The sequence below is a fragment of the Psychrobium sp. nBUS_13 genome (genome assembly GCF_051201665.1).
Lineage (GTDB): Bacteria > Pseudomonadota > Gammaproteobacteria > Enterobacterales > Psychrobiaceae > Psychrobium.
Genome location: NZ_CP179210.1, coordinates 2829063 through 2843424, shown reverse-complemented (window position 1 = coordinate 2843424; position 14362 = coordinate 2829063). Strand labels below are relative to the sequence as shown.

The window sequence follows — 14362 nt, the reverse complement described above, 5'->3', positions numbered from 1 at the left end:
AGTGAGCTTTTTTATGTTGAGAGTGAGCAATATTGACAGCGAGCTAGGCAGCGAATAATGGTTGTGATGTGCAGCGTTTGGCGGTGAGGTAGGCAATTAGTCGCAGCGCCACTAGCTGCTGACACCAGCGAAGTTGCCTAAATTCGCTGTTATCTATTGCCTATTCAAACCAATATAGTCTGCCCACTAAAATGGTGATTTTGCACAGAATCATTGTTAAAAATAAAGTACCTCTGTGCTTCTGATGTGTTTTCTAGAGTTGGAATCTTTATATGCGGTATAAAGCTGTTCAATCTTTAGCGGGATTTCCGAACCACTATCTATTTCTCGTAATGCTGAATGAACTTCGAACCAGTTATATTCAAATACCCAAAACAGTATATCAAGGCGCTTTTTTTTGCTGTTCTCAATCGAAATTAGTTTTTGCATGTGAACCTACCAAGTAAAGGACGCTCACTGCCTAAAGCATTATTTAGTGAAATTGAGATTGAAAAAATACTGTCACAACCTTTGCTCTTTGGGGTTTTAGGGTTGCGTGACCGCGCTATTTTAGAAACATTTTATGCGACGGGAATCAGACGAACTGAGCTAATGAACTTAGACATTGATGACGTTGACCTAACAGAAGGGGTGTTGCGCGTTAACCGTGGTAAAGGTAACAAAGATCGTATTGTTCCTATCAGTCGACGGGCATGTGAATGGATTACATTATATTTAGGAAAACTGCGTATGAGTATGGCCAGAATTGATACTGGTAGTGCGTTATTTCTCGCTAATCATGGTAAGCGCTATTCAGCGAATAAGCAGTCAGAAATGGTAGGGCGTTACGTTAAAATTGCAGGACTAAAACGTGCCGGAGCATGTCATTTATTTAGACACGCGACCGCAACTATTATGCTTGATAATGGTGCTGAACTTCGGCATGTGCAGGAAATGTTAGGCCATGCCAGCATATCGACTACCCAAATATACACGCATGTGTCACGTACTATTCTGGCGAAAACCTATCAGAAAAGCCATCCCTCAGCGTTATCAACATCATCAATATATTCAGCAAATAATCATGAATCCGACATTCCGCAGTATTTTTAGGAATAAATTTTTTGATAGATACTACCCATGCAATTAATGATAATACTGTTCCTCTCTTCCACATTTAAGACTAGCTGTTGCTCACCACTGATTGTTAAGACATGAATGCCCTGAAAGCAAAAGAATACCCAACGAGCGGTTGGGTTTTGGCATGGTTTGTATTTTAAGTTGGGAAAATAGGCAGACTGAGCCTTTAGCTCCCTTCTGATTTTATGCTCTAATGCCGCGTAAACCATTAAGCAGCATGTCATTACCATCAATAGCGCTTCTATTCTTTCTGGCTTTTTCAAATAAAGTGATGAGGTTAAAAAGTCAGGGCTTTTTAAAAACCTGAACCCTTTTTCTACACTTTGTTGAGACTTGTAAAGACTGAGCATTTTCTCCATCGTGAGCCCTTCACTCAAATCATTGGTCGCTAACATAAACATGCCTTTTTCTTGCAATCGTTGTTCTCGACTCTTTAGTGACCAATACAATTGCCCTGTTATTTGGTACTCATAGCTATCGGGTTGTTGGTTTAGCTTAGGGCGACCACTTTGTTTGAATATGGCATGCTTAAGGATTTTATCGCCATCAATACCAATCTCATTATGGGCTTTTAACCATGTATTTAATGTTTTAGCTGCATCTAATGGACAAGAAAAACGCTGTCGACTCAATTTTTTGAATGATTTTATCACCTCGTTTGAGTCTTTTTTCATACGTTTATCTAGCGTATGTTGCTCCCGTTTTTTCGCTTGCTCGCTTTCTATTAATAACCAACGCTGTTTTACTTCGCCATAGTCAGACTCAAGCCATGCTGCGCTGTAGCCATTATCAAGTGTTTTAAAATCTAGTGTGTTTTTCCGGGCGATTGCTTCTTTTACTTGCTTTAATTTTCATGCCTATGCACTTGGCTCAGGACGATTTTACAGGTACATGAACTATCGCCAAATTTAACAGTCGGTTAGGGATTTGTTTTTCAATAAATCGACGGTTGAACCGATAACAGAACTCATCTAGATATTCTTGTAGGTATTTTCCCGATACACCATGAAATGTACCCAACAAAAATGTTTTTAAATTGCCAATGGCGATATGTACCCATGGTAGCCATTCATCAACCAAATGGCTTGGTGTTACCCTCGCTTCATGGTCCTGTGCTTGGTCAATTATATTCAGAGCAGCCAATGCATCAGAACGAACTTTCTGACCTGGTTTTAAGTACTTCTTAACAAACTTATCAACGCTAAAATGGCAAATACTATCAACTACTTCCATGGCAATAAATCCTGCCTTTTTCTCTTTACTTTCACAGGCGATTAATACATTCTTTTTTCCTGCTGCACCACGACCTCGTTTCCCTTTTTGTCTACCTCCAACAAGTGCATCATCTAGCTCTATTGTTCCACTCAATTGATATAAACTATCTCTGTGACCCATAGCACTTCTAAGTTTTTTTAAAATGAGTCTCGCTGTTCGCCAATTGACTTCTATTAATTTGCTTAGTCTTAGTGCGGATATACTTCCCTTATCAGAGCCAAGAAAATAGATAGCCCAAAACCACTGGATTAAGGTGATTTTACTCCCATGAAAAAGTGTCCCTGCCGTGACTGATGTTTGCTTTTTACATTGCGTGCATTCGTATAAGTGGCGACTGGCAATTTTATAGTTATGAGCATTGCCGCAACGCGGGCAAATAAAGCCATTTTTCCATTTCATTTCTTGTAAATATTCTAAGCAATCATCTTCAGTACTAAACTGTTTTTGCCAAGCTAAAAAGCTTGCTTCTGGCATGTTCATGATTATGTCTACCTATACAGTGTGTTTATATACACAGTATAGTTCAATCCTGAGTTTTCTGCATAGGCATGTTAATTTTTGCGGGGCGCGAGAGATAAATAACTGTGTTTGTTCATCCAGTGATTGAATTGTTTCTGCGGTATATAGGGCGGCATCGGCAATAAAATATTGGCTATCTTGCGCCGCTTTCAAGCTACTAATGTGGTGTTTAACAATATGTTTAAAACCTTCATTGTCGTTAATATTGCCACTGGCAGCTTGCATGTACACGGGGATACCTGCTTTGTTTTCAGTGATCAAGTTAAGTACAACCTGATTCAACTCTGGACGATGGTCTCGACTGTAACCTCTAACGAGTTTAACCGCTTTACAGTCCTCTTCATGATCATAATTACCATCAACATGAATACTGGTTGAGTCTAAATTAATGCCTTCGCATGGTAGCCCTAAATGTTTAACAACACTCGCTGATAACGTTTGATAGATGTCTGACACGCCCGTTTCATAAAGTTTATCAAGGCAACGGCCTAGCGCATCGTCATTGATATATTCAGCCTTTATCCCTTTACCTATAAGGCGCTCAACAGGACGCTCTTTAAAGTATTGTGGGTACATATGTAAGGTACGGCCAACAAAGCCAAGCCCATTTAAAATCATGGCTTCAACCAATTGACCGTAAGAGATAAGCTTGCCATCACATTGCCCAGGGAGCGCCTGATCAATTATCTTGGCAATACCAAGCTCTTTGTTCATGCCAGCAACCAAACCTAAATGATCAAGACCTTTTGTTGAATATGACGCCATTATTTTTCCATCACCCAAAGATAAGTAATAGATCAAATATGGCGATCTGCGTCAAGGTTTTTTTATTAATTTTTTAGGTGCGGAAAGACAGATGAATAATTGATATTAACAATATCTTAGGCTTAGTAAGTTATTGAAATGTAAACTAAGCCTTAAACTCAGAACATGACAGGTGAAAACTGTAATACTTGGTGTTATAGTTTGTTATGAAGAAGGAACAATAATGAACATCTTTAAATCAAAGTGGTTCAGTAAATGGGCTGAAAAAGAAGGTTTGACGGACAGCGCCTTACAAGAAGCGATATTAGACATGGAGAATGGTCTTGTTGACGGTGAGTTAGGTGGTAATGTTTATAAAAAACGCGCTGCTATTCAAGGTCACGGAAAACGTGGTGGACTCCGCACCATTGTCGCTTTCAAAGTTGCTGACAAATCATTCTTTATATTTGGTTTTGCCAAGAACCAACGAGAGAATATCAGTACAAAGGAATTAAAAACACTAAAGTTAATGGCTAAAGAGTTACTAGGTTATTCAAACCTACAGCTTGATAAAGCAATTAAATCAGGTGAATTAATCGAGGTAAAAAGTGATGAGTAATAGTATTTTAGATGTCATGCACGACACAGCCAAAGGCTTAACTGACGCAGGGGCAATGGATGTCCAAACAATGCGTGAGTTTGATGTGTTATGTCTGCCTGAAGTTGAGCATTATGATGCCGCGCATATCAAGGCTATTCGTGAAGGTGTTCATGTTAGTCAAAGCGTTTTTGCAGCCTACTTAAATACCAGTCCTTCAACTGTTAGGTCTTGGGAGCAAGGTAATAAATCTCCAAGGGGAGCCGCTTTGAAGTTGCTTAACTTAGTGGCACATAAAGGGCTAGAAGTGCTAGCTTATTAAATGTTAATAGCTATATTCTTTATTCGTGTTGTAATGGTAATGCGTTTGCATTACCATGTGTATAATTTAAAAGCATTAAGCGGAGTGCAATATGTCAGGGTCTACATTAATAACAGAATCAACGTTAACAGAGCGCTTTCAAACTACTGTGCCTAGTGTTGTTCGTAAGGCCTTACATTTAAATAAAAGAGATAAAATACAATTTACGATTGAAGCTAATGGTAGTGTGTTATTAACTCGGGTAGAGCCTATTGATAATGATCCTGTACTTGATGGTTTTTTATCGTTCCTTGCTGATGATATGAGAAATCAACCAGGTAATATTCAGTTGATGACAGCGAGTATGAAATCGCATGTTGAATCTCTTGTTGTTGATGTCGATATTGATTTGAATGAATCATTATTGGACGAGGATGAATAGTGCAAGATAATGTTCCTGTCATTGTTAATGGATGGACATTATATGCACATCCATTATTTCTCGACCAATACCACACACTTGAAGCCAAGGTTGTGGCGTTAAAAGAAAAAGATCCAGTCGGTTATAAAAAGAAGAATGCCACTAAACGATTAGCCGCTATTCACAAACTTGCTTATGAAATTATTCCTCAAGATCCGAGTAAATCAGACTACCGACAAGGTAAAACACTAGGTAGCAGTAATAAGCATTGGTTTAGAGCGAAATTTTTTCAGCAATATCGTTTATTCTTTCGTTATCATCAAAAGTCTAAAATCATCGTTTATTCGTGGGTGAATGATGAACATAGCAAGCGTGCTTATGAAAGCAAATCAGATGCTTATAAAGTATTCGAAAAAATGTTAAAGTCTGGTCATCCTCCCGAAGATTGGGACGCTCTTTTAAAAGCTTCTAGTTCTCTTTAAATCTATTGTAGCTATTCCTAGATCAAAGCCTGTGGATCGTAAGATCAATTACTGTATATGCAGGCACGATACTATGATCCAGTCATAGGTCGTTTCTATTCGAATGATCCGGTTGGGTTTAAGAATGTTCACAATTTCAATCGTTATGCTTACGCTAATAATAATCCATACAAATATGTTGATCCCGATGGAATGGACACGGTGATTGCATTAAAAGCATATCCAATCGGGAATGCACCAATTGTAGGAAAATTTGGGCATGCCTTTGTAGAATACAAAGATACGGAAACAGGTGAAACTAGAATAACCCGAGGCGGCCCCAGTGGTGAATATCCAGGTGGAGCATCTGGTGCTATCATGGATAGCAGTTATGAAGGCGTGAATTTGGTTGCCAATGATTCGCCAGCTTCTGTTAATGTAGACTTCAACCAACCAGGAACTGAAACTTTATCTTCAGTTACTGTTGAAGCAACAATGGGAGAAGTTCAAAAATCGGTTGGGGCTTTTAATAAGGATGTAAATCAAGCTAAAATTCCTTACCAACCTAGGGGGCAAAATTCTAATACTTATGCTGGGAACGCTTTTGAACATTTAACTGGTCAGGAAGCAAAAAACACATCTGAAATTGCATTACCAGCGCTAGAGAAGGATTTAGATAAATGATTAAAATATCAACGATAGCAGGATTTCTTATTTTATTCATATTAATTGGATGTAAGAGTTTGGAGGTTAAAGCTATGGAATTTTGTCCAATAGACATTGAAATTGAAGCAAGAGAAACTTTGGGTCTCGGTGATAGTAAAAGTATTAAAATGAGTGAGTTACTGAAGGTAACACTAAAACTTAAGTTAGTATCTGAAGTTGCAGAGATAGACGATGAACCTTTGAATTGCCAAGCTCCTAAATTGGAAAAAGATCATATCGCATATATGGTTTATGGCGGTCATAATGAAACCAAAGATTATGTTAAAGCCTATCTGGTCATAGCAAACTCAATAGATAGTGAAGTTTTATACATAGACAAGCGTTATATGTATAAAACACCCAAACCATTTTAAACTTTTGAATCCAAAGCCCCGCAAGGGGCTTTATTTTTGGCTGCTTTTGAAGCCAAAGGACAAGGAAAGATCACACCGCTCTAATAGCAATAAGACAAACTCTTTCTGAAAATATAGGTATTTATCTTCGATTTGCAGGTTTGTAATTTTAGCTAAGTATTTATCACTAGTATGTTCTTGAATACGCTCAATATGAGTCGTTTCAAAAACAAAAATTTTGTCAGCCCATTCAAGTAATTCAGGTGTACAAAGTGTTGAACCTGCTTTTGCTACATACTTGGCACTTAAACCTGCTGATTTGTATTGGTTACTTTTATCAGCAGCACTGAATAGCTCTTGTGCTGTTTTACTGCGCTGTTGGTTTGCTCTACAAAGAAAAAGGATATTCATATTTGCCCCTTAAGTTTTGAGATTCTCATCATCTAATAAATCAACAACATAACATCTAAGAAAAATCGCCTCGTTTTAGTCGTTCTATCAACCCCAGAACTTCTTCTTTACCTGCTGATGTATTAAGTAGTGTGATCGGTGTTTTACCTAACAAGTATTTTTGCTTTTTATTGAGCCACTGAAACACATAATCTTCAGTTTTAAATATATCGATTAATATCTCGAAAACATCGGTGGGGACATCGACATTTTCACTCTTCCAAATACTGACAGTTTTAGCGTTGCCAAATTCAATAAAATCATCTGGTGAAATAGCCAATTTTTCAATAACTGGGTCAGGTAATTCAATCATCAATTTGCCAGCGATATTTACTGCTTTTGAACAAAGTGGATTTTTCATTATTGCTCTTTCAAATAGGTTCGTGCCTTGTTACCCAATATTAGATTAATTTGAAGAGCCAAAAGTGGTTATTACCAAGCGTTCTTGTGGTCATTTTTATTTGGGTTTTTAGTGGTTTGTTTGCGGAGCAATGGTTGTTTAGGAGCGTAATATGCACCCCGTTAACTTTGTAACAAATCGTGATTGTTCTTGCATCGGCAGTAAAGAAAGGTTTACACTTTCCATTATTTGATTGATAGAAGAATATGTCGTGCGTTTAGAAGTGCTTTGTGAAAACCGCTTAGGTATTGCTCAAGAAATCTTGGGGCTACTAGCGAGCTTTAATCTTAATCTACGTGGTATTGATGCCGATCAGACTGGTCGTGTTTATGTCCATTTTCCTGAAATAGAATTCTCTGACTTTCAAAAGTTGATGCAGTCTATTCGTAAAATTGACGGTGTTAATGATGTACGTAGTGTCTCTCATATGCCTTCTGAACAAGAACATTATGGATTGTTAACATTACTTAAAAACCTACCAGATCCTATTATCTCAATTGATTTAAAAGGGCATATTACTCGTTCAAATGATGCTGCGCTTAAACTGCTCAATGAAGATGAATCTAGCAGCGCCATGCAACCCCTTAATAACTGGGTAACCGGTTTTTCATTTACTAAATGGCTTGGCAGCTCAGATGTTAACCCGCGAGCTGCGCGGGTGAGCGTAGAACGCATCGAATATCTGGCTGAAATAATTCCGGTCTATTTACCTGATGTTGATGATAAGAAAATTTTAACCGGGGCAGTCATCTTATTAAAGTCATCGCAGCGTATCGACAAGCAATATAACGCATTAAAATCAACGCCAGAAAATAGTTTTTCTAACGTATTGGCGTTTTCGCCAGCCATGAAAGATGTGATTGATATTGCCAAACAACACGCAGTTTTAAATGCGCCATTACTCATTACCGGTGATACGGGTACGGGAAAAGAAGTACTGGCTCTTGCGTGTCATGAACATAGCCATCGTCGAGATAAGCCATTTATTGCCATCAATTGTGCTGCAATTCCTGATGAGGTGGCAGAATCTGAATTATTCGGTTATGCGCCAAATTCGGTGACTAATCGACTAGAAGGAAAACAAGGCTTAATTGAACAAGCGCAAGGGGGGACGTTATTCTTTGATGAAATTGCTGAGATGACCCCGTTAATGCAAGTTAAATTAGTGCGTTTAATTGAATCTAATAAATTCAGACGAGTTGGTGGTAGCGAAGAGGTGTCAGTCGATATTCGAATTATATGTGCCTCACAACAAGATTTGAGTCAGTTGATTCAAACGGGCAAGTTTAGAGAAGATCTCTATTATAGAATTAATGTGCTATCGATAAACCTATTGCCTCTGCTCCAGCGTAAGCAGGATATTATTCCACTAGCAGAAACCTTCTTGGCCTATTACGCGCTCAAACTTAACAGCAATGCACAGCGCTTATCAATTGAGGCTAAAAAATACATTCAAGATTATAGCTGGCCAGGTAACATTAGGCAGTTAAAAAACGCCATTTATCTCGGGGTTAGTCAATCGTTAGACACACTAGAAGTTGATGTTGCAGAGCTTGAACTACCTTCGTATAGCAAAGATTTTGGTTATTTCGATTGTGAATTTGAAGGTACGCTGGACCAAGCAACCAAACAATTTGAAGCTAACCTTTTAAAGCGCCTCTACCCCGCCTATCCGAGTACTCGCCTGTTGGCCAAAAAACTTGGCGTGTCACATACGGCAATCGCGAATAAATTGCGTGACTTTGGCATTAATAAAAACACTTTAAACAACAAGGACTCATAATTTATGTTGATTTTACATGGCTATTGGCGCTCTAGTGCTGCGTATCGAGTACGAATTGTTTTAAATTTACTTGCACTGACCCATGAACATAAAAGTGTTCATTTAGTGAAAAACGGTGGTGAACAACATAGTGATGAGTATGACGCGCTAAACCCGAGTCACTTAGTGCCAACGTTAGAAGATAACACGCGTTACGAGCCCGTTGTTATTAGTCAATCAATGGCAATTATGGAGTATTTAGACGAGGTTTTTGGTGAAGGTAAACTAACGGGGGATAACCCTGTGGAACGCGCTCACATCAGAGCATTAGCGCAAGATATCTGTTGTGATATTCATCCCCTTAATAATCTTAGAGTCATCCAGCATTTGGGCGATATAGCATCGTTTGAGGCGGATGATAAAGCACAATGGATGCGTCACTGGATGACGACAGGCTTTAGTGCGCTTGAGAAAAAACTAGCAAAGTGTGCTGGACAATATTGTGTTGGCAATGAACTTAGCCTTGTGGATGTTTGCCTAATTCCTCAGCTATATAATGCACATCGATTTGGGTTATCGCTTGATAAGTATCCGACAATTGCTGCGATTGAGCAGCGTTGTTTAGCAGTCCCTGCTTTTGCACAGGCACTGCCTGAGAATCAAACTGACGCGACCTAAAAGGGCTAAATTAGTGATGGCGGCTTGCGATAGGGTGTAGTTGTAAGCCGTTATTTACTTGGGTTGTTTGAGCTTTAATTTGCCACAGGCCATGCTCGTCATAGACATCTATTAGTCGATTATTATTGTGTTGATGACTGATAACAACAGATTGACCGATTTGCAGCGCATTAACCACATCACTATTCGCTTGTAATGCGTACTCACTCTTCCAATCGATAGCCTTCGAGTCATCGATAACTAACGTAGCTTTTACGTGATAAAGGGCCGCTATCATCCATGGTAAAGCCATGCTTAACGTCACTGATAGTGCAAACGCCACAAGACCATAATGAATGGTCACAGACGCGATAAGGCTAAGTTTGATTGTCACTGCGAGGATTGCGATGACATAAACATCAAGCATTGACCATTTACCTAATTTTGCAATTTTATCCAGTCGCATGCGCTGTGTATTGGTAAGTAATTGCCCTGCATTAACGCTATAGAGCAGCATAAGCATTTTCACGACAGGCATGACTAAACTAAATAAAAACAATAGCCCAAAGAGAATGTACTCACCTTGTGCAGCCAAATGGAAAATAGCGTCGACGAGAGAAAATGTGTCATCGAAAAAATAGAAATGGGTAAAGGTAAACATCGGCTGAGTTAACCCAATGATTAGTAATATGGCAGTAACAAGCCATAAAGCATTGAGAACCCATTGTTTGGCGTTAAATTTATTCACTTAGGAGACTATTACTTGCAATGTTTATTGTAATAGGCAGTGAGTGTTGATTTGGTTGTGCTGACTGTATTTGATGATTTAATCTTTGCTGCCATCTTTTGACAATCGTTACTTATTGACGTTGTATCATTGGCAGTCGATGACTGGCTTGCACAGGCACCTAAGAATAATACGATGGCGATTACAGCGAGGAATTTTGACATATTGTTATTTTCTCATGGTTGTCAGTAGGAAGGGCTCTCCAAGCAAATAGCCTTGCGCGTAGTGAATATTATAGTCACGCAGTTTATTTGCAATGTCATCATTTTCAACGTTTGTGGCCACAATATCAATAGCCAATGCCTCACTTAAATGTAAGATAGATTGTAAGGTTGCGCCAGCGATTGGGTCGTTAATCAATGACTTGATTAATTGGCCATCAATCTTGATGTTACTGATTGCTAATTCTCGTAAATGAGTAAAGGAAGATAGGCCTCGGCCAAAGTTATCAATAATAAATTCGCAGCCTGTGTGCAATAGCGCTTCTATAAATCGCTTGCTATGCGCCAAGTTACTCAGTAAATGATATTCACTAAATTCAAACATTAGCTGCTTAAATAGATCAGGGTGAAGGGCCGAAAGCTCAATGAGATAGTAAGTAAAAGATTCATCGGTCAATGCATCAGCGCTTAGGTTAATAGATATTTTTTCAATATCATTCATCATATCGCGATTACTTTGACACCACACTAAAGTTTGCTCTATCACCCATTTATCAATGGATAGGCTCAAGTTATATCGAGCAGCAGCGGGCAAGAATATATCTGGATTAACTAAATTTCCTTGACTGTCTCGCAGGCGCAATAAGACTTCAAAGCGCTGTGAAACAGTTTGGTTGATAGCAACGATAGGCTGAACATAAAGTAAAAACTGTTGTTCATTTAATGCGATTTGTATTTGCTCTGCCCAAAAAATATCGCCACTTAATGGCATGTCGTTGCCGCTTTCTTGATAAATAAGTACGGTTTGTTTTGGCAGTGTTTTGACTTTATTACATGCCATATCAGCTTGGCGACAAACCTGTACTGGAGATTCACTTTGGCTGGTTACCTCACTAATACCCACACTTAATGAAATATCAACGGTTTGGTTTGCCCAATCAAATTTAAATCCATTCATACGTGCAGTCAGCTCTTTAGCTGTCCCCATCGCACTGGCGCTATCGCAATCTTCCATTAAGACTACAAATTGATCGCTACCTAAACGGGCTAGGGTATCTCTACGGCGTAATTGTTGGCTGAGAATTTGACTCACTTGTCGCAGTAATTCGTCGCTCGCTTGATAACCATATTCTTGATCTAGGTAGTTATATTGATCGATATTAATGGCGCAAAGACTGTGTGTTCGAATATCTTCTTGCGCACGTGTAAACAAAAACTGCAAACGGTGATCAAACGCCTGACGATTGTATAAGTTGGTGAGGGGATCATGTGAATTGTGATAATCAATTCGATTAACGTTTTGATTAATTTGAGTGATGTCTTCAAGTACAAACACTAAATGATTAATCTTTCTGTCTTCTGACAAAATAGGCGTCACGCTCACCATTGCCCAATAATCACCTCGTTTTTTAGTTTGTCCTTTGAGTTCTCCTTGCCATTTATTGTTAACTGATAAGTGTTGATTAATGTCATTAACAATGTGACTAGGAGTGACATTATGATCGAATATAGGAATTAAAGTGCCTAGTTTTTCGACTGGCGCATAGCCACTGACCTTGGTGTAATGAGGATTGATATATTCAATAATACCCGCGTCATCGGTAATAATAACGGCATTGCTACTGTGCTGCACCGCAAGAGACATTTTTTGTAAGCGATGGCTGTCTCGATGCCGTTCAAGCGTGAGTGAGCACAATATGGCTGCTTCTTTTAGTACCATAATATCCGCTGGCGCAGTTTGATTGACGCTGGCGCTGTACAAATCAAGCGTGCCGAGCACATTATTGTGGGGATCATGAATTGGCTGAGACCAACATGAGCGGAATTTAGCTTGGCGTGCTAGTTCTTTATAGTCCACCCAAAATGGGTGTACTTCAATATCTTCAACAATGGTCAGCTTATCATGATAAATCGCGCTGCAATTAGACATGACACGATCTTCGACATTCAGGCCAATCAGTGAGTCGACATAGAATGATGGCAAATCTTTACTAATAACATCGCTAATTTTCTGTGTTTTAGGATTGATTAGGGTAATCGCAGCGTGAACATCATCAAGGTTAGATTGGGTTTCATTGATGATATGTTCAAAAACAGACTTTAAGGGTTTGTCGTGCGCCAACATATCCAATATGACATTGCGACTTGTATTAGGCGTTGCTGAATCTTGAACAACTTCTCGACGCTGACCGATACACAATGCACCAACTTTGTTATACAACGCGTCAAAGATTGGTTGGCTTCGTAATTCTAATCCATAGCTCGGTTGATCTGGTGGTGTAATCATCACCTGTTTAATCACTGTTTCATTATTAAATAACGCGCGATTAAATGGATGATCAGTTTGCACTATTGGTGTTTTATTATCTATTTCGTATAAATAGTTTTCGGTGAGTCGTTGGTTATTATTCTCTAAAATAATGTTCGACGGAATATGGTAATTTTCAGTCGCATTACTGCTATTTAAATAAACTTTGCCATTGCGATCAGAAATGTAGACTTCATCGGAAACGTTATCGAGAACTTGATTTAAGATGAGCTGTTGGTACTCGAATCGTTCAAGTAAACGCTTCATACTATTACGTAAACGCGATGGCTCTGAAATGCCCAAGAATCCAATTAATGTGAAAACTGACGCCAACATAAAGCTAAATATTAAATTAATAATGAATAATGGATTGTCAGTCGTTGCATTGGCACTCAACTTTAAATACCAAGCATTATTAGGAACCCGTATCGCCGCAGAATAATAATCTTGATGCAAAGGGGTTGATGATTCTGCTAATACCGTTGACTTATTATAGGTACCTTGGTGAATTACTTGGTAACTATATTGAGTCGCGTCTAGTTGATTGAGTTTGATCTTTTTGAACAATGTTGACAGATTAATGTGATAGGTAATGTAGCCCCAATGCGTTTCTTCGACTGAAACGGGCATGTGACTTTTTACAATATAGTCGCCATTAATAATCTGCGGCGGCGATAAAAAAGTAGTATATGACAGTTCACGATTTTGTCGGTTGATAGGTGCGACAATAACTTTGCCAAGATATTGATTTTTGAAACGCTCAGGGAATACATGCGAGGTAATATTATTGGGCGAAAAACGAACTTGGTTTATTTCAGGGAAGTTCTCAACGACTGAATTTGCTAGGGCAGACAGCTCTGATACGTTTTCTGGGTTATTTTTTAACGCTGATTGAATAATTTTTTCAGAATTAGTCGCGTCATTAAGTAAGTTTTCAATTTGAATGGCATTGGCTATTGTGAGCTCTTGCGTCAATGAACTCTTTTGGCGATTGAGAATTTTCTGAGAAATATCAGACCAGAAGTTAATAGCAAAAAATAACACCAGAAAACAAACGAAGGCGCCGATAATTTTAACTTTCGTTAAATTCTTGCTCATATATCCATATATCTTTAGGTGGCCACACAAGCTTAGTGGTTAAAGCGACTTTCGCTTATAAAGTTTGCAGTGACAATGAAAAAAGTAAATATTGCGTCTAATCAGTATGGCTTACACGTCATATTTTATTGAGAAGACAATATCTTATATAACGTTAATTTAATCAATCTTTTTGTGAGAAACAACTGGTAGTCATTATGTGATAGGAATGGCGGCGCTGGTTATATACAGCGCCGTCGTACT

The 14362-nt window shown here is 38.7% G+C and carries 15 protein-coding genes and 2 pseudogenes; 9 read left to right on the top strand and 8 right to left on the bottom strand.

What is annotated here, in order from left to right; genetic code table 11:
• Positions 1–429 precede the first annotated feature (429 nt).
• The gene (locus ACMAZF_RS13040) at positions 430–1092 is read left to right on the top strand and encodes a tyrosine-type recombinase/integrase (RefSeq protein WP_435274235.1); all 663 of its coding nucleotides are present in this window, start codon (positions 430–432) and stop codon (positions 1090–1092) included.
• Here the strand turns inward: ACMAZF_RS13040 and ACMAZF_RS13035 are convergent.
• The 3 genes and pseudogenes from ACMAZF_RS13035 to ACMAZF_RS13025 all read right to left on the bottom strand — a co-directional run.
• Positions 1089–1970, bottom strand: a pseudogene (locus ACMAZF_RS13035) (IS1634 family transposase); the annotation flags it as partial. The gene ACMAZF_RS13040 and the pseudogene ACMAZF_RS13035 overlap by 4 nt on opposite strands.
• Before the next feature lie 19 nt (positions 1971–1989).
• Entirely contained in the window at positions 1990–2874 is an 885-nt protein-coding gene (locus tag ACMAZF_RS13030) for an IS1595 family transposase (protein ID WP_435274234.1), read from the bottom strand.
• Between the two features lie 72 nt (positions 2875–2946).
• Positions 2947–3678 (bottom strand): annotated as a pseudogene (locus ACMAZF_RS13025) (IS1634 family transposase); the annotation flags it as partial.
• Positions 3679–3901: 223 nt separating this feature from the next.
• On the opposite strand from ACMAZF_RS13025, the gene ACMAZF_RS13020 reads away from it, so the two are divergent.
• The 6 genes from ACMAZF_RS13020 (at position 3902) to ACMAZF_RS12995 (ending at position 6517) form a co-directional block, all read left to right on the top strand.
• Positions 3902–4276, top strand: a complete 375-nt coding sequence (locus tag ACMAZF_RS13020) for a type II toxin-antitoxin system RelE/ParE family toxin (RefSeq protein ID WP_435274233.1) — start codon at positions 3902–3904, stop codon at positions 4274–4276.
• Positions 4269–4577, top strand: coding sequence for a helix-turn-helix domain-containing protein (locus tag ACMAZF_RS13015; protein ID WP_435274232.1), 309 nt, complete (start codon positions 4269–4271; stop codon positions 4575–4577). Before ACMAZF_RS13020 ends, ACMAZF_RS13015 begins: the two co-directional genes overlap by 8 nt.
• A gap of 91 nt (positions 4578–4668) precedes the next feature.
• Positions 4669–4998, top strand: a complete 330-nt coding sequence (locus ACMAZF_RS13010; protein ID WP_435274231.1) for a type II toxin-antitoxin system PrlF family antitoxin — start codon at positions 4669–4671, stop codon at positions 4996–4998.
• The gene (locus ACMAZF_RS13005) at positions 4998–5459 is read left to right on the top strand and encodes a type II toxin-antitoxin system YhaV family toxin (protein WP_435274230.1); all 462 of its coding nucleotides are present in this window, start codon (positions 4998–5000) and stop codon (positions 5457–5459) included. Before ACMAZF_RS13010 ends, ACMAZF_RS13005 begins: the two co-directional genes overlap by 1 nt.
• Before the next feature lie 57 nt (positions 5460–5516).
• Positions 5517–6122 (top strand): RHS repeat-associated core domain-containing protein, encoded by a 606-nt coding sequence (locus tag ACMAZF_RS13000; protein ID WP_435274229.1) that lies wholly within the window; start codon positions 5517–5519, stop codon positions 6120–6122.
• Positions 6119–6517: a hypothetical protein gene (locus tag ACMAZF_RS12995; RefSeq protein WP_435274228.1), complete on the top strand. Its 399-nt coding sequence runs from the start codon at positions 6119–6121 to the stop codon at positions 6515–6517. Before ACMAZF_RS13000 ends, ACMAZF_RS12995 begins: the two co-directional genes overlap by 4 nt.
• Before the next feature lie 30 nt (positions 6518–6547).
• Here ACMAZF_RS12995 and ACMAZF_RS12990 read toward each other — a convergent pair whose 3' ends face one another.
• Together ACMAZF_RS12990 and ACMAZF_RS12985 are read right to left on the bottom strand one after the other, a co-directional pair.
• Positions 6548–6907, bottom strand: coding sequence for a hypothetical protein (locus ACMAZF_RS12990; RefSeq protein WP_435274227.1), 360 nt, complete (start codon positions 6905–6907; stop codon positions 6548–6550).
• 55 nt (positions 6908–6962) lie between these two features.
• Positions 6963–7307 carry a hypothetical protein gene (locus ACMAZF_RS12985; protein WP_435274226.1) on the bottom strand — a complete coding sequence of 115 codons (345 nt, stop codon included), beginning with the start codon at positions 7305–7307 and terminating at the stop codon, positions 6963–6965.
• A 250-nt stretch (positions 7308–7557) separates the two neighbouring features.
• Between ACMAZF_RS12985 and tyrR the strand changes: the two genes are divergently transcribed.
• Entirely contained in the window at positions 7558–9129 is a 1572-nt protein-coding gene (gene tyrR, locus ACMAZF_RS12980) for a transcriptional regulator TyrR (RefSeq protein WP_435274225.1), read from the top strand.
• Positions 9130–9132: 3 nt separating this feature from the next.
• Complete coding sequence (gene maiA, locus ACMAZF_RS12975; protein WP_435274224.1) at positions 9133–9786, top strand: maleylacetoacetate isomerase; 654 nt, start codon at positions 9133–9135, stop codon at positions 9784–9786.
• A 10-nt stretch (positions 9787–9796) separates the two neighbouring features.
• Here the strand turns inward: maiA and ACMAZF_RS12970 are convergent, their stop codons facing one another.
• The 3 genes from ACMAZF_RS12970 to ACMAZF_RS12960 are packed head-to-tail and all read right to left on the bottom strand — an operon-like array spanning position 9797 to position 14119.
• Entirely contained in the window at positions 9797–10513 is a 717-nt protein-coding gene (locus ACMAZF_RS12970) for a paraquat-inducible protein A (protein ID WP_435274223.1), read from the bottom strand.
• Between the two features lie 11 nt (positions 10514–10524).
• Positions 10525–10716: a hypothetical protein gene (locus tag ACMAZF_RS12965; RefSeq protein ID WP_435274222.1), complete on the bottom strand. Its 192-nt coding sequence runs from the start codon at positions 10714–10716 to the stop codon at positions 10525–10527.
• Between the two features lie 4 nt (positions 10717–10720).
• On the bottom strand, positions 10721–14119 hold the full coding sequence (locus ACMAZF_RS12960; RefSeq protein ID WP_435274221.1) for an EAL domain-containing protein: 3399 nt from the start codon (positions 14117–14119) through the stop codon (positions 10721–10723).
• Positions 14120–14362 lie beyond the last annotated feature (243 nt).